This window comes from Ralstonia sp. AU12-08 (genome assembly GCF_000442475.1).
In the GTDB taxonomy this organism is placed as follows: domain Bacteria; phylum Pseudomonadota; class Gammaproteobacteria; order Burkholderiales; family Burkholderiaceae; genus Ralstonia; species Ralstonia insidiosa.
Genome location: NZ_ASZV01000034.1, coordinates 32,302 through 47,013 on the forward strand (window position 1 = coordinate 32,302; position 14,712 = coordinate 47,013).

Genomic DNA, 14,712 nt, shown 5'->3' on the forward strand with positions numbered 1-14,712 from the left:
TTATTTCTGTGCCACAGCGCCGCGACGGCGCTTGAGCAGCTTCCATACGCCGCCGAGTGCCAGCGGCACAATCGCCGCGCCCAGGCCGATCAGCACGATCGTGTTCAGGTGCTCGCGGACGATGGGCACGTTGCCGAACAGGTCACCCGCCAGCACCAGCAGACCGACCCACAGCACGGCGCCGATCATGTTGAAGAGCTGGAACTTGGCAAACGTCATCTTCGACACACCAGCCACGAACGGCGCGAACGTACGCACCACCGGAATGAAGCGCGCCATCACCAGCGTCTTGCCGCCGTGGCGCTCGTAGAAACCGTGCGTCTTCATCAGCGCTTCGTGATCGAGGAAGCGGATGTGACCGTCAAATACCTTGGGGCCGATCCACGAGCCGACGAAGTAGTTGACGGTATTGCCTGTCGTGGCGGCAATCACCAGCAGCACGATCAGCAGCCAGGTATCCATCTGGCCGGTCGCGCACATGGCGCCGGCAATAAAGAGCAGCGTATCGCCGGGCAGGAAGGGCAGCACCACGAGGCCGGTTTCGGCAAACACAATCGCGAACAGCAGCACATACACCCACGCGCCGTACTGCTGAATCAGCAGGCCCAGCGATTTGTCGACATGCAGCACGATGTCGACCAGTTGCATCACGATATCCAAACCATCCCCCTAAGCGAGCGGGGAATGATACCGGATGCGACTTAGATTTCCCCTAGCCCTTGGTGGGGGCATCGCAGGCCTGCGTCGGCGCGCCACACAGGGTGTGACATTTATAATGCGCCGATGAATTCCGCCTCCGAATCCACCACCCCTGCCCGCCGTCCCATCCGCCCGCTTCCCGACCAGCTGATCAGCCAGATCGCGGCCGGCGAGGTGGTCGAACGGCCAGCCTCCGTGGTCAAGGAACTGCTGGAGAACGCGCTGGACGCCGGCGCCACGCAACTGCAGATCAAACTGGAGGAAGGCGGCGTGCGACGCATCGCCATCACCGACAACGGCGGTGGTATTCCCGCGGACGAACTGCCTGTTGCGCTGATGCGGCATGCGACCAGCAAGATCGGCTCGCTGGAAGAGCTGGAATCGGTGGCGACGCTGGGGTTTCGAGGCGAGGCGCTGGCCTCGATTGCCTCGGTGGCGGAGTTGACGCTCACCTCGCGCACCGCCAATGACGCGCACGCCACGCAAATCGTTGCGCAAACGGGGCGCGCGCAGCCGGCGTCGGGCGGCGTCGGCACCACGGTCGATGTGCAACATCTGTACTTCAACACGCCGGCGCGCCGCAAATTCCTGAAGACCGAGCAAACTGAGCTGGGTCATTGCATGGAAGTGATCCGCCGCACCGCGCTCGCACGGCCCGATGTGGCCATCTCCGTGCATCACAACGGCAAGCCGTTGGAGCACTGGAACGCCACGCAGGCCGATTCGCGCACCGCCGCCGTGCTCGGTACAGACTTCGCCCGTGCTCGCCTGCCGTTCGAAGAGCAAGCCGGCGAGCTACGCATCTTCGGCTTTGCCGGCCTGCCGACCGCCTCGCGCGGCCGGGCCGATCACCAGTTCTTCTACGTCAACGGCCGCTTCGTGCGCGACCGCCTGCTCACGCACGCCGTGCGCAGCGCCTACGAAGACGTGCTGCATGGCGACCGCTTCCCCGCCTACGTGCTGTGTCTGGAACTGCCGCCCGAAGCGGTGGACGTGAACGTGCATCCGTCCAAGATCGAGGTGCGCTTTCGCGACAGCCGCGCCGTGCACCAGTTCGTCTACCACGCGATCCAGCGTGCGCTGTCGCGTCACGCCGGCGAACAGGGCGACAGCCTGCGCACCGACATCGCCGATGCACCGGGCGTTGCGGCCACGCCCTCGCCCGCCGACAACACGACGCGCTGGATCAACCAGATGGCCGCGCGGCAGACCTCGCTCGGCATTGCGCAACCGCGTGCGGAATACCTGTCGATGATGCGCGGTGACAACACGCCGATGCCTGCCTCGCGCCCAGCGTGGATGGCTGACGTGCCGAGCGCCGCAACGTTGTTCGACGGCGGCACCGCGACTGCCGAAGCACCGCCTGCCGTCACAGAACCTGCAGCCGTGCCGCAAACCGATGACGACGACGCCTACCCGCTCGGCTTCGCGGTCGCCCAACTGCATGGCATCTACGTGCTGGCGCAAAACACGCGCGGCATGGTGCTGGTCGACATGCATGCCGCGCACGAGCGCATCCTGTACGAACAGCTCAAGACTGCTCTGGAAGCCAAGCGCGTCGAAGTGCAGCCGCTGCTGATTCCGGTCACGTTTGCCGCGAGCCCAGTGGAGATCGGCACCGCAGAGGAGTTCCGCGACACGCTCACGCTGCTGGGCTTCGATATCTCCGCCGTGTCGCCCACGACGCTGGCGGTGCGATCGGTTCCGACACTGCTGCAGAAGGCCGACGCGCAAGCCCTCGCCCGTGACGTATTGCGCGATCTGCAGGCCTACGGTGGCTCGCGCGTGCTGGCCGAACGCCAGAACGAACTGCTGGCCACGCTGGCCTGTCACTCCGCCGTGCGTGCCAACCGCCGCCTGAATCTGGACGAGATGAACGCGCTCTTGCGCCAGATGGAAGCTACCGAACGCGCCGACCAATGCAACCACGGTCGCCCGACGTGGATCCAGCTCACCGTGGCTGACCTGGACCGCCTGTTCCTGCGCGGCCAGTGAGTTTGTGATGACCGTGTCCTCTGCAAACGCACCGCGTGCCGTCTGCCTGCTCGGGCCCACCGCATCCGGCAAGACCGCTGCCGCGCTCAAGCTCGCTGAACGCTGGCCCGTCGAAATCATCAGCATGGATTCCGCGCTGGTGTATCGCGGCATGGACATCGGCACCGCCAAACCCAGCGCTGAAGAACAGGCCGTCGCGCCGCATCATCTGATCGACATCATCGATCCGCTCGACGCGTATTCCGCCGCGCAGTTCGCCACCGATGCCAACGCGCTGATCGACGCCATCCGCGCACGCGGCAAGCTGCCGCTGATCGTTGGCGGCACGATGCTGTACTACAAGGCGCTCACGCAGGGGCTGTCCGATTTGCCCGGCGCTGATCCGGCCATCCGCGCGGAGATCGACGCCGAAGCCGCTCGCGACGGCTGGCCCGCGCTGCACGCCAAGCTCGCGCTGGTCGATCCGATTACGGCCGCGCGATTGCATACGACGGATGCGCAACGCATTCAGCGGGCGCTGGAGCTGTATCGGCTGACGGGGCAACCGATGTCGGCCTTGCTCGCACGCGAGGTCGGCGCAAACGCCTTCCAGCAACACGACGCTGCCGCGCCCTATCTGACGATTGCGCTGGAGCCGTCGGATCGCCTTGTGCTGCATGCCCGCATCGCCCAACGCTTTGATGCCATGCTCGCCGGCGGCCTGCTCGACGAAGTGGAAGCATTGCGCCGTCGTGGCGATCTTTCGCCCACGTTGCCGTCCATCCGCTGCGTGGGCTATCGCCAGGCGTGGGCCTACCTCGACGGCGAGATCGACAAGACCGCGCTGCGCGAACAAGGCATCGCTGCCACGCGCCAGCTCTGCAAGCGCCAGATCACCTGGCTGCGCAGCACGCCGGAGCGGCACGTGGTCGATTGCCTCGCCCCCGATTACGTCGACCAGGTCGCGCGCCTGGTCCAAACCTCACTGGAATCGCCATCACCACAATGACCACCGCTGACACCGCTACCACCTTTACGCTGCGCCCTGCCACACCGGATGATTGCGCGGCGCTCGTTCGCCTGATCACCGCACTGGCCGAGTACGAAAAGCTCACGCACCTCGTGCAGACCACGCCCGAGGCGCTCGCCACCATGCTGTTCGGCCCGCGCCCGTATTGCGAGGCGGTACTGGCAGAAGTCGAAGGCCAGGCCGTCGGCTTTGCGCTGTTCTTCCACAATTTCTCGACCTTCCTGTGCAAGCCGGGCCTGTACCTGGAAGACCTGTTCGTGGAGCCGGCGCACCGCGGCCTGGGCATCGGCCGTGCATTGCTGGTGCACCTTGCGCGCCTGGCGCAGGAGCGTGACTGCGGCCGCTTTGAATGGAGCGTGCTCGACTGGAACACACCGTCGATCGCCTTCTATGAAGCCATGGGCGCCGACGTGCTGCCCGAGTGGCGCATCTGCCGCGCGACCGGTGATGCGCTCGACAAAATGGCCGCCATCCCCATGCCCGCTGCACTGGCCGCGTAAGCCGCAACACGCCCGAATTTGACCGCAAGCCCCGGAGTGTCGCGTGCGCGCCGGGCGCCTAACCTTCGCTGCATCAAACACCACGTTGATGGAGCGAACCATGAACACCCCCACCCCCCTCCGCTACGCCATTGGTGCCGGCACGCTCGGGCATGTGCTGGTCGCAGCCAATGCGCGCGGTATCTGCGCGTTGCTGCTCGGCGATCAGCCTGATGCGCTGCGCGCCGAACTCGCCATGGCATTTCCCAATGCAGCGTTGACGCGTGACGACACCGCGCTCGCATCGCAACTGGCGCAAGCCATCGCCTTGGCCGATGCACCATCCGGCTGCTTTGACGGCGCGCTCGACATCGGCGGCACCCCCTTCCAACAAGAGGTCTGGCAAGCACTGCGCGACATCCCACCAGGCACCACCGCCACCTACACTGAGATTGCCCGGCGTATCGGCCGCCCCAAAGCCGTGCGCGCTGTCGCCACAGCCTGCGCCGCCAACCTGCTGGCCATCGTCATCCCGTGCCACCGCGTCGTGCGCGCCGATGGTGGATTGGCGGGCTATCGCTGGGGCATCGCGCGCAAACGCGCATTGCTCTCCATGGAGCTCGGCGCATGACGCGCACACAGCTTGACCTCATCGATTGGCATACCGTTGAAGACGCGCTCAACGACATCGGCAGCGCCGTGCTGCCCGGCCTGCTCGCGCACGACGCTTGCGACACGCTGGCCGCCCTTTACCCGCGCGATAACCTCTACCGCTCGCGCGTGGTGATGGCACGCCACGGCTTCGGGCGCGGCGAATACAAGTACTTCGCTTATCCGCTACCCGATGTCATCGCGCAGTTGCGCGGCGCGCTGTATCCGCAACTTGCGCCCATCGCCAACCGCTGGAACCAAGCCATGGGCATCGACGTACGTTACCCCGCTGCGCATGCCGACTTCCTGCGCCGCTGCCACGAGGCGGGGCAATTACGCCCCACGCCACTGATCCTGCAATACGGCCCCGGCGACTACAACTGCCTGCATCAAGACCTCTACGGCGAGCACGTCTTCCCGCTGCAGGTGGCGATCCTGCTGTCCGAGCCCGGCGTCGATTTCTCCGGCGGCGAATTCGTCATGACCGAGCAGCGCCCGCGCATGCAGTCGCGCCCCGAAGTCGTACCCCTGCGCAAAGGCGACGCAGTGGTCTTTGCCGTGCACCACCGGCCCGTACAGGGCACGCGCGGTGCGTATCGCGTCAACATGCGCCATGGCGTGAGCCGCCTGCATTCTGGACAGCGGCATACTGTGGGCATCATCTTCCACGATGCCCTGTGAGACCGAACGCATGACAACCGGCGATCTCTTTGCCGACCAGCAACCCGTTGATGACGCGCGCATCGTGCTCGGGCCGGCCTCGTACGTGCTGCGCGGCTTCGCACTGGCCGACGCGCCCGCACTGCTGGCCGCCGTGGAGGCCATCGCGCAACGCGCACCGTTCCGCCACATGGTCACGCCGGGCGGCTTTGAGATGTCGGTCGCGCTCACCAACAGCGGCTCGCTGGGCTGGACGTCCGATCGTCGCGGCTACCGCTATGCCGCGCAGGATCCGCTGAGCAACCAGCCGTGGCCCCCATTGCCCGACGTGTTTCTGCGCCTCGCGCGCGATGCCGCTGCCGAAGCCGGCTTCCCCGGCTTCACACCCGACGCCTGCCTCATCAACCGCTACGTGCCCGGCACGCGGCTGTCGCTCCATCAGGACCGCGATGAGCAGGACTACGGCGCGCCCATCGTCTCGGTGTCGCTCGGTATGCCCGCGATCTTCCTGTTCGGCGGGCACAAACGCGCGGACAAGACGCAGCGCGTACCGCTCTTTCATGGTGATGTCGTCGTCTGGGGCGGCCCTGACCGCCTGCGCTATCACGGCGTTGCACCGCTCAAGGAGCATGCGCATCCGCTGCTGGGCGCGCAGCGCATCAACCTGACCTTCCGCAAAGCGGGCTGACCGCATTGACCACCCCATGACCATCGCCGCCGATCTGTCTGACGACGCTTACACGCGTGCCGCAGATTTCCTCGCTTCACTTGACGACGACTGGGCGCGCCACATCGCAGCCATTGGCCCATGCCGCCACGCTGCCAAACCCGCACGCGAACCGTACGAGGCGCTCGTACGGGCCATCGCGTATCAGCAACTGCACGCAAAAGCCGGCGACGCCATCCTCGGTCGATTCCTGGCGCTGTACCCCGGCGTGGGCTTTCCATCGCCCACGCAGGTACTTGCCACCGACGAGGCGGCACAACGCAGCTGCGGTTTCTCGGCCACCAAACTGGCGACGATTCGCGGCATTGCACAAGCCACACTCGACGGCGTGGTGCCCACGCGCGATGCGGCGCTCGCCATGCCAGACGAAACGCTCATCGACCGGCTCGTCACCCTGCGCGGCGTCGGCCGCTGGACGGTCGAGATGCTGCTGATCTACACGCTGGAGCGCTCCGACATCCTGCCCGCTGATGACTTTGGCGTACGCGACGGTTACCGCCGCCTGAAACGCTTGGAAACCACGCCCACGCGCAAGCAGATGGCAGACATCGGCCGGGCGTGGAGCCCCTACCGCACAATCGCCGCGTGGTACCTCTGGCGGATGCCGACCAAGTGACACATCCGCCGCACTGAATTTGACCGCAAGACGCGGAGTGTCCCTGCCGGGGCACGCGCCTACAGTACAGGCACTGATCTCAGGAACCTGACGCCATGTCCAACCTGCCGCTCTCCGTCGAAGACGACCCGCGCTGGGCCCGTGTGCTCGCGCGTGATCCCTCGGCCGATGGCACGTTCGTCTATGCCGTGAAGACCACGGGCGTGTATTGCCAGCCGAGCAGCCCATCGCGCCTGCCGCGCCCCGAAAACGTGGCGTTCTTCGACACCGCCGCTGACGCCGAGGCCGCCGGCTACCGCCCGAGCCGCCGCGCCAGTCCGGACCAGACCACCGCACGCGCGCAGCAGGCCGCGCTGGTAGCGGCTGCATGCCGCCGTATCGAAGCTGCCGATACACCGCCCTCGCTTGACGTGCTGGCGCAGGACGCCGGCCTGAGCACGTATCACTTCCACCGTCTGTTCAAGAGCGTGACGGGCCTCACCCCCAAGGCCTATGCAGATGCCCACCGGGCACGCAAGCTGCGCGCACAGTTGGGGCGCGGCAGCTCCGTCACCGAAGCCATCTACGACGCCGGCTTCAACGCCAGCAGCCGCTTCTACGAGGCCTCCGACCACGTGCTCGGCATGACCGCCAGCCGCTACCGCGCGGGCGGCGCGCAGACCACGATCCGCTTTGCCGTGGGCGAATGCTCGCTCGGTTCGATCCTGGTGGCGCAGAGCGACCGGGGCATCTGCGCGATCCTGATGGGCGATGACCCGGATGCCCTCGTGCGCGATCTGCAGGACACCTTCCCCAAAGCCGAGTTGATTGGTGGCGACGCGGGTTTTGAGGATTTGGTCGCCAAGGTCGTGGGCTTGATTGAAGTGCCCTCCCTCGGGCTGGATCTGCCGTTGGATGTGCGCGGCACAGCCTTCCAGGAGCGGGTGTGGCAGGCGTTGCGCGAAGTGCCGCCCGGCAGCACGACCAGCTACGCGGAGATTGCGGAGCGCATTGGCTCTCCCAAAGCGGTGCGCGCGGTGGCGCAGGCGTGCGCGGCCAACCATATCGCCGTGGCCATTCCATGCCATCGCGTGATCCGGCGCGACGGCAATACCTCCGGCTATCGCTGGGGTGTGGAGCGCAAGCGCGCGCTGCTGGAGCGCGAAGCGCATGCCGAAGCCCTGCCCGTGGCGTGAACACCTGGACGCTGCTGGGCGCCAACGGCCAGCCCTATGAGAGCGCCATGCCCGGCACGCTGGGCGGGCATCGGCGCGCGTGCATCTATGGCCGGCTCGATTGCCGTGCGGCACGGCAAGCCATCGCGCGCGGCGGCTATGTCCGGCACCGGGTGTTCTTCCTGAACGAAGCCGATGCGCGCGCCGCTGGCTATCGCCCTTGCGCAGTCTGCATGCCACAGGCGTACGCAGCGTGGAAAAGATCCATGCATTCCGGGTAAAGTCGCGGTCTTATCTCCGAACCCACGCGCCGCGCGCCATGATCAAACCCCTGTTTCTTGCCGTGCTCGCCGCCGTTGCGCTGGCGGGCTGCGGCCGTTCCGACGATGCACAGAAGTCCGCTGCGCCGGCACCCGCCCCGGCCTCTGCTCCCGTCGCAGCACCCGCGAGCGCGCCTGCAACCAGCACCCCCGAGCTCAGTGAAGCCGAGCAAGCCAAGGCCGCAGACATCGCCCGCGCCGCGATTGAGAAATACAAGCTGACCAGCCTGTCGCCCGAATGCCTGTCGTTCATGGCCGGACTGGAAGACGACACGCACTACAACGTCGAAGTGCTGGAAAACCACACGCCGGCTTGCGGTGGCGATCCGAACACCGCGCCGCACGTGGTCACCCTGCTGATCGACAAGAACACCGGCGCGCTGCAGAAAGACGACCCGGCAAACGGCGATTACGTGCCGCTCAAGTAAGCACCCTTAGCGCGACGCGCATAAAAAAACCGCCGAACTTGTCGGCGGTTTTTTGTTGGGCGCGAACTTCGCGTCGGCGCATCAGACCACGATCGTCTGCGCTTCGCCCGCCTGGCGGGCGCGGATTTCACCGATCTGGTAGACCGTCTCGCCCGCGTCCTTCAGGTGGGCGATGGCGGCCGGTGCATCCGCCGCCGACACGATCACGACCATGCCGATGCCGCAGTTGAACACGCGGTGCATTTCGTCGTCGGCCACATTGCCGGCCTTCTGCAGCCACTGGAACAGCGGCGGCAGCGTCCAGGCGCTCTTGTGCAGCACGGCGGTCAGGTTGTCTTGCAGCACGCGCGGCACGTTTTCGGTCAGGCCACCACCGGTGATATGGGCCATGCCCTTGACGGTCAGCTTCTCGATTAGCGACAGCAGCGGCTTCACGTAGATGCGCGTCGGCGCCATGATGGCGTCCTGCAGACGCTGGCCGTGGAAGTCGGCATTCAGATCGGGGCGCGACACTTCGATGATCTTGCGCACCAGCGAGTAGCCGTTCGAATGTGCGCCCGACGAGGCCAGGCCCAGCACCACGTCGCCCTCGGCAATGGTGGTGCCGTCAATGATCTTGCGCTTTTCGACCGCGCCGACGGCAAAGCCGGCCAGGTCGTATTCGCCGTCCGGGTACATGCTCGGCATTTCAGCGGTTTCGCCGCCGATCAGCGCGCAGCCGGCCAGTTCGCAACCCTGGGCGATACCTTTGACCACGGTGGCAGCCGTGTCGACGTCGAGCTTGCCGCAGGCGAAATAATCCAGGAAAAACAGCGGCTCGGCGCCCTGCACCAGGATGTCGTTCACGCTCATGGCCACCAGATCCTGGCCGACCGTGTCGTGGCGGTTCAGTGCAAACGCCAGCTTGAGCTTGGTGCCCACACCGTCGGTGCCGGACACCAGCACCGGCTCCTGGTACTTCTTGGACAGCTCGAACAGCGCGCCGAAGCCGCCGATGCCGCCCAGCACGCCTTCGCGCATCGTGCGCTTGGCAAACGGCTTGATGCGGTCAACCAGGGCGTCACCCGCCTCAATGTCGACGCCTGCGTCACGGTAAGACAGGCCTGCGGATGGGGTTTCGGAAGCGCTCATACTGACGTCTGAATAGAAAAGAACCGGTGAGGAAGGCAGGACGGCGGCGGGAAGTCACAAAAATCGGACCCGCCGGTCCAGTAAAATCACGATTTTACCGGATGCGGCCCTCCCGATGGCCGCTTTTCGGCTCCGCCCACCCACTTCAAGAACCGTCGTCGCCCATGAACGACCCGTTGCTGTCGCAGGAGACCAAGCGCACGCTCGCCTGGATTGCCGTGGCGATCGTCTTTTTTGCGCTGCTCAAGCTGCTGGCGCCGACCCTTACGCCGTTCCTGTTCGCGTTCATCCTGTCGTACATCCTGCATCCCGGCGTGGAGTGGCTGCAGCGTCACCGTGTGCCGCGCGCGCTGGGCGTGTTCCTGATGATCCTGCTGCTGACGGTGATTGGCGTGGCGCTTACGCTGCTGGTGCTGGCCGTGCTGCAGAAAGAGATTCCGGCCATCCGCGAACAGCTGCCTGGCATGCTGGCCAAGCTCAATGCGGCGGTCTCGCCCAAGCTGGCGGAGATGGGCGTGCCGGTTCGGCTCGACTTTCCCGGCCTGCGCAAACTGCTGACGGAGCAGCTCGCCTCCGGCCCGGAAGACGTGATGTCCACGGCGCTGAACACCCTGCGCGTGTCTGGCTCGGCAGCGCTGCAGGTGCTGGCCACGGCCTTTCTCGTGCCGATCGTGATGTTCTACCTGCTGATGGACTGGAACATGCTGATGCGCCGGATCGAGACGGCCGTGCCGCGGCGGTGGCTGGCCAAGACGCGCGAACTGGCCAGCGAGACCGACGGCCTGCTCTCCCAATACCTGCGCGGGCAGATCATCGTGATGCTGGTGCTGGCGGTGTACTACTCGTCGGGCCTGGCGCTGGCGGGCTTTGATGTAGCGCTGCCGGTGGGCATCTTCACGGGCCTGGCGGTGTTCATCCCCTACATCGGTTTCGGCATCGGCCTGACGCTGGCCGTCCTTGCTGCGCTGTTGCAGTTCGGCAACCTGTACGGTTTGCTGGCGGTGGCAGTGGTCTACGGCATCGGTCAGATGCTCGAAGGCTTCTATCTGACGCCGCGCCTGGTGGGCGAGCGCATTGGCCTGCACCCGCTGGCCGTCATCCTCGCCTTGCTGGCTTTTGGCCAATTGTTCGGATTTTTCGGTATCCTGCTGGCCCTGCCGATCAGTGCTGTGCTACTGGTCGGTCTGCGGCAGATTCGGCAGCTTTACCTGAACAGCAGGCTCTACCGCGAATAACTTACCGGCTGCATTACCGCCGCCTGATACCGCCACCCTAGCCTCATGGCCCAACCAGAACAGCTACCGCTCGAACTCGGCGCGCCCCCCGCTCCGACCTTCGACAACTTCGTCGCCGCTGGCAACGAAGAGGCGTTGCTGCGCCTGCGCGCCCTGGTTCCGCAGGTGGTGGACGGCACCGCCACCGACCGCCTCGTGTACCTGTGGGGCGAAGAAGGCAGCGGGCGCAGCCACCTGTTGCAGGCCATCTGCGCCCAGGCCGAGGCCGGCGGCTACGAAGTCCGCACGCTGGAGCCCGATGCGCCGGCCGAAGCCTATGACTTTGACCCGAAAGTCACGGTCTGGACCATCGACGACGCCGAGCACCTGGACGAATGGGCGCAAATTGCCGTGTTCAACCTCGTCAATGAAGTGCGCGCGCACCCGCATGCCGCCATCGCCATCGCTGGGGCCGCTGCCCCGATGTCGATGCCGCTGCGTGAAGACCTGCGCACTCGCCTGGGCTGGGGCCTGGTCTACTGGCTGCGCCCGTTGTCCGATGCCGACAAGGTGGAAGCCTTGCGCCACGCCGCCCGCGAGCGCGGCATGCAGCTCTCGGCCGACGTTCCGCAGTGGCTTGTGACGCATTCCTACCGCGACATGCCGAGCCTGATGGCCCTGCTGGACGCCCTCGACACCTATTCGCTCGCCCGCAAGCGCGCCGTCACCCTGCCGCTTGTGCGCGACATGCTCGCGCTGATGAAGTGAATGCCGGCTTGATTCCGGGGCAGATGCGGTTGGTTACGTAACCTTCGGGTAAAATCGCCGCCCATGAATCTGGCCCTCTTCGACCTCGATCACACCCTCATCCCCACCGACAGCGACCACGAGTGGGGACGTTTCCTCATCCGTCGCGGCGTGGTGGACGCGTCCGAATACCAGCGCAAGAACGACCAGTTCTATGCCGACTACAAAGCCGGCACGCTGGATATCCAAGCCTTCCTGCGCTTTGCCCTGGCACCGCTCGCTGCGCACTCGCGCGACACGCTGGCCCAGTGGCATGCGGAATTCATGCACGAGGTGATCCGCCCGAAGATCACCCCGCAGGCCCAGGCGCTGGTCTACAAGCATCTGGACGCCGGTGACCTCTGCTGCGTGGTCACGGCCACCAACAGCTTCGTCACCCGTCCGATCGCCCAGGCGTTCGGTATCGAACACCTGATCGCCACCGAACCCGCCACCGCTGACGGCGCACCCGACAGCGCCTTCACCGGCGAGGTAGCCGGCACGCCGAGCTTTCGCGAGGGCAAGGTCGCCCGCGTGCATGACTGGCTGGCCAACATGGGCCGCGGCTGGAAGGACTTCGAGCACAGCACGTTCTACAGCGATTCCGCCAACGACGTGCCGCTGCTGGAAGAGGTGACCGACCCCGTGGCCACCAACCCGGACGACACGCTGCGCAACCTCGCAGCCTCGCGCAATTGGCGCATCATGGATCTCTTCTAAGCTGAGCGCGGCGTGATCAAGAAACTCATCAATCGCCTGCTAGGCAAGACCGCAGCAGAACCCGCTTCGGCCACTACGGCCGGCGAGCCGGGAACGCCACCCGCCAAGAAAGCCCGCGCCCCCAAGGCGCCCAAAGCGGCCAAGGCGCGCGGCAAATCCACCGGTGGCGTACCACGTCAGGCACGTGTGTGGAACGTGGAAGAGCACGGCATCGACCCGAAGCTGCTCTCGCGCAACGCGGTCAAGGTCACCTCCACGCTGCAGGAAGCGGGCTATGACGCCTTCATCGTGGGTGGCGCAGTGCGCGATCTGCTGCTGGGCATCAAGCCGAAAGACTTCGACGTGGCCACTAACGCCACGCCCGATCAGGTGCAGGCGCTGTTCCGCCGCTCGCGCATCATCGGCCGGCGCTTCCAGATCGTGCACGTCACGTTCTACGGCGGGCGCGATCAGGAAATCATTGAAGTCTCGACTTTCCGCGCGCTGGTGGATGCCGTGGAAAGCGAGCAGGTCCCGGCCGGCAAGCGCGTCAAGCGCACCGACCTGGACCACCACACGCACGCCGTGGACGCCAGCGGCCGCGTGCTGCGCGACAACGTCTGGGGCACCCAGGCGGAAGACGCCACCCGCCGCGACTTCACCGTCAACGCGATGTACTACAACCCCGCCGACGAAACCGTGCATGACTACCATCACGGTATGGAAGACATGCGCGCGCGCACGCTGCGCATGATCGGCGACCCGCTCACCCGTTACCGCGAAGACCCGGTGCGCATGCTGCGCGTGGTGCGCTTTGCGGCCAAGACCGGTTTCGATATCGACCCCGATACGCGCGCGCCGATTGCCGAGCTGGGCCCATTGATCCACAACGTGCCGGCCGCGCGCCTGTTCGACGAGATGCTCAAGCTGCTGATGTCGGGCCACGCCTGGGCATCGCTGCAGGAGCTGCGCAAGGCCGGCCTGCACCGTGGTCTGCTGCCGCTGCTGGACGTGGCGCTCGAACAGCCGATGGGCCAGCGCTTCGTGCAGCTCGCGCTCGACAACACGGACGATCGCGTGAAGGCCGGCAAGCCGGTCTCGCCGGGCTTCCTGTTTGCCTCGCTGCTGTGGCACCACGTGGTCGAGCATTGGAACCGCCGTCGCTCGGCTGGCGAACCGTTGATCCCCGCGCTGCACACCGCCATGGACGAAGTGCTCGACCGCCAGACCGAGCAACTCGCCATCCAGCGCCGCTTCACGTCCGACATGAAGGAAATCTGGAGCATGCAGCCGCGCTTTGAAAAGCGCTCGGGCCGCATGCCATATCGCCTGCTCGAATCGCCGCGCTTCCGCGCGGGGTATGACTTCCTCGTTCTGCGCTGCGCCTCGGGCGAACTGCCGCAAGAGCTCGCCGACTGGTGGACTGATTTCCAGAATGGCGACGGCGACGCCCGCGATGCGTTGATGGCCCAAGCCAAGCAAAACCCTGCCCCGAGGGGCGGCGCAACGGACAGCGCAACCGGCAGCTCCACTGGGCCGGCCAAACGCCGTCGCCGCCGACGCGGTCCGGCAAAATCGGATACAGTCGAACGCGTCAGTCCGGAAGGCTCGGAGGGAACGTGAAGACAGTGGCGTACATCGGCATCGGTGCCAACCTGGGCGACGCTCGCCAGGCTGTGAAAGATGCCGTGGTCTGCCTTGCGCAGCAGGTTGGCATCACCATCACCGGCAAATCCAGCCTGTACCGCAGCGCGCCCGTCGATGCCAGCGGCGACGACTACATCAATGCCGTGGTGCGCCTCGATACGCATTTCACGGCGGGCCAACTGCTCCGCATCTGTCACCACATTGAAGACCAGTTCGGCCGCGAGCGCCCGTTTCGCAACGCGCCGCGCACGCTGGACCTGGATCTGCTGCTCTACGGCGACCACGTCCTCACCTCGCCCGAGCTGACCGTACCGCACCCGCGTGTAGGCCAACGCGCCTTCACACTGCTGCCGCTGCATGAACTGGCGCCCGATCTCGTGATCCCGGGCATTGGTGCGGTGGCTGACTTGCTGCCCGGTGTGGCCGACCAGCGCATCGAGAAGACCTCGATGTGTCAATGCATGCGCGCCAAGCAGCCCGCTGCCTAACTCTGCATC

The 14,712-nt window shown here is 65.9% G+C and carries 17 protein-coding genes; 15 read left to right on the top strand and 2 right to left on the bottom strand.

Annotated features, from left to right (window positions below):
- A complete protein-coding gene (locus C404_RS47610; RefSeq protein WP_021195861.1) occupies positions 1 to 648 on the bottom strand; it encodes a VTT domain-containing protein in 648 nt (215 codons plus the stop codon).
- Between the two features lie 135 nt (positions 649 to 783).
- On the opposite strand from C404_RS47610, the gene mutL reads away from it, so the two are divergent.
- From mutL to C404_RS47660, 10 genes are all read left to right on the top strand, one after another.
- Positions 784 to 2,694, top strand: a complete 1,911-nt coding sequence (gene mutL, locus C404_RS47615; RefSeq protein ID WP_021195862.1) for a DNA mismatch repair endonuclease MutL — start codon at positions 784 to 786, stop codon at positions 2,692 to 2,694.
- 7 nt (positions 2,695 to 2,701) lie between these two features.
- The gene (miaA, locus tag C404_RS47620; protein WP_021195863.1) at positions 2,702 to 3,682 is read left to right on the top strand and encodes a tRNA (adenosine(37)-N6)-dimethylallyltransferase MiaA; all 981 of its coding nucleotides are present in this window, start codon (positions 2,702 to 2,704) and stop codon (positions 3,680 to 3,682) included.
- Positions 3,679 to 4,203, top strand: a complete 525-nt coding sequence (locus tag C404_RS47625) for a GNAT family N-acetyltransferase (protein WP_021195864.1) — start codon at positions 3,679 to 3,681, stop codon at positions 4,201 to 4,203. Before miaA ends, C404_RS47625 begins: the two co-directional genes overlap by 4 nt.
- Before the next feature lie 100 nt (positions 4,204 to 4,303).
- Positions 4,304 to 4,813 carry a methylated-DNA--[protein]-cysteine S-methyltransferase gene (locus C404_RS47630; RefSeq protein WP_021195865.1) on the top strand — a complete coding sequence of 170 codons (510 nt, stop codon included), beginning with the start codon at positions 4,304 to 4,306 and terminating at the stop codon, positions 4,811 to 4,813.
- Entirely contained in the window at positions 4,810 to 5,514 is a 705-nt protein-coding gene (locus C404_RS47635; protein WP_021195866.1) for a 2OG-Fe(II) oxygenase, read from the top strand. The genes C404_RS47630 and C404_RS47635 overlap by 4 nt, the downstream gene beginning before the upstream one ends.
- 10 nt (positions 5,515 to 5,524) lie before the next feature.
- Positions 5,525 to 6,181: a DNA oxidative demethylase AlkB gene (alkB, locus tag C404_RS47640; RefSeq protein WP_021195867.1), complete on the top strand. Its 657-nt coding sequence runs from the start codon at positions 5,525 to 5,527 to the stop codon at positions 6,179 to 6,181.
- A gap of 16 nt (positions 6,182 to 6,197) precedes the next feature.
- On the top strand, positions 6,198 to 6,836 hold the full coding sequence (locus C404_RS47645) for a DNA-3-methyladenine glycosylase family protein (RefSeq protein ID WP_021195868.1): 639 nt from the start codon (positions 6,198 to 6,200) through the stop codon (positions 6,834 to 6,836).
- A 95-nt stretch (positions 6,837 to 6,931) separates the two neighbouring features.
- On the top strand, positions 6,932 to 8,011 hold the full coding sequence (ada, locus tag C404_RS47650; protein WP_021195869.1) for a bifunctional DNA-binding transcriptional regulator/O6-methylguanine-DNA methyltransferase Ada: 1,080 nt from the start codon (positions 6,932 to 6,934) through the stop codon (positions 8,009 to 8,011).
- Positions 8,012 to 8,058: 47 nt separating this feature from the next.
- Positions 8,059 to 8,271 (top strand): Ada metal-binding domain-containing protein, encoded by a 213-nt coding sequence (locus tag C404_RS47655; protein ID WP_049286079.1) that lies wholly within the window; start codon positions 8,059 to 8,061, stop codon positions 8,269 to 8,271.
- A 38-nt stretch (positions 8,272 to 8,309) separates the two neighbouring features.
- A complete protein-coding gene (locus tag C404_RS47660; protein ID WP_021195871.1) occupies positions 8,310 to 8,738 on the top strand; it encodes a hypothetical protein in 429 nt (142 codons plus the stop codon).
- A gap of 81 nt (positions 8,739 to 8,819) precedes the next feature.
- On the opposite strand, the gene purM is transcribed toward C404_RS47660, so the two are convergent.
- Positions 8,820 to 9,869 carry a phosphoribosylformylglycinamidine cyclo-ligase gene (purM, locus tag C404_RS47665; RefSeq protein ID WP_021195872.1) on the bottom strand — a complete coding sequence of 350 codons (1,050 nt, stop codon included), beginning with the start codon at positions 9,867 to 9,869 and terminating at the stop codon, positions 8,820 to 8,822.
- Between the two features lie 164 nt (positions 9,870 to 10,033).
- On the opposite strand from purM, the gene C404_RS47670 reads away from it, so the two are divergent.
- From C404_RS47670 to folK, 5 genes are all read left to right on the top strand, one after another.
- Positions 10,034 to 11,104 carry an AI-2E family transporter gene (locus C404_RS47670; RefSeq protein WP_021195873.1) on the top strand — a complete coding sequence of 357 codons (1,071 nt, stop codon included), beginning with the start codon at positions 10,034 to 10,036 and terminating at the stop codon, positions 11,102 to 11,104.
- A gap of 45 nt (positions 11,105 to 11,149) precedes the next feature.
- Positions 11,150 to 11,851 carry a DnaA regulatory inactivator Hda gene (hda, locus tag C404_RS47675; RefSeq protein ID WP_021195874.1) on the top strand — a complete coding sequence of 234 codons (702 nt, stop codon included), beginning with the start codon at positions 11,150 to 11,152 and terminating at the stop codon, positions 11,849 to 11,851.
- Between the two features lie 63 nt (positions 11,852 to 11,914).
- A complete protein-coding gene (locus tag C404_RS47680) occupies positions 11,915 to 12,589 on the top strand; it encodes an HAD family hydrolase (RefSeq protein WP_021195875.1) in 675 nt (224 codons plus the stop codon).
- A gap of 12 nt (positions 12,590 to 12,601) precedes the next feature.
- The gene (gene pcnB, locus C404_RS47685) at positions 12,602 to 14,191 is read left to right on the top strand and encodes a polynucleotide adenylyltransferase PcnB (RefSeq protein ID WP_021195876.1); all 1,590 of its coding nucleotides are present in this window, start codon (positions 12,602 to 12,604) and stop codon (positions 14,189 to 14,191) included.
- Positions 14,188 to 14,703, top strand: a complete 516-nt coding sequence (gene folK / locus C404_RS47690; RefSeq protein WP_021195877.1) for a 2-amino-4-hydroxy-6-hydroxymethyldihydropteridine diphosphokinase — start codon at positions 14,188 to 14,190, stop codon at positions 14,701 to 14,703. The genes pcnB and folK overlap by 4 nt, the downstream gene beginning before the upstream one ends.
- Positions 14,704 to 14,712: the final 9 nt, after the last annotated feature.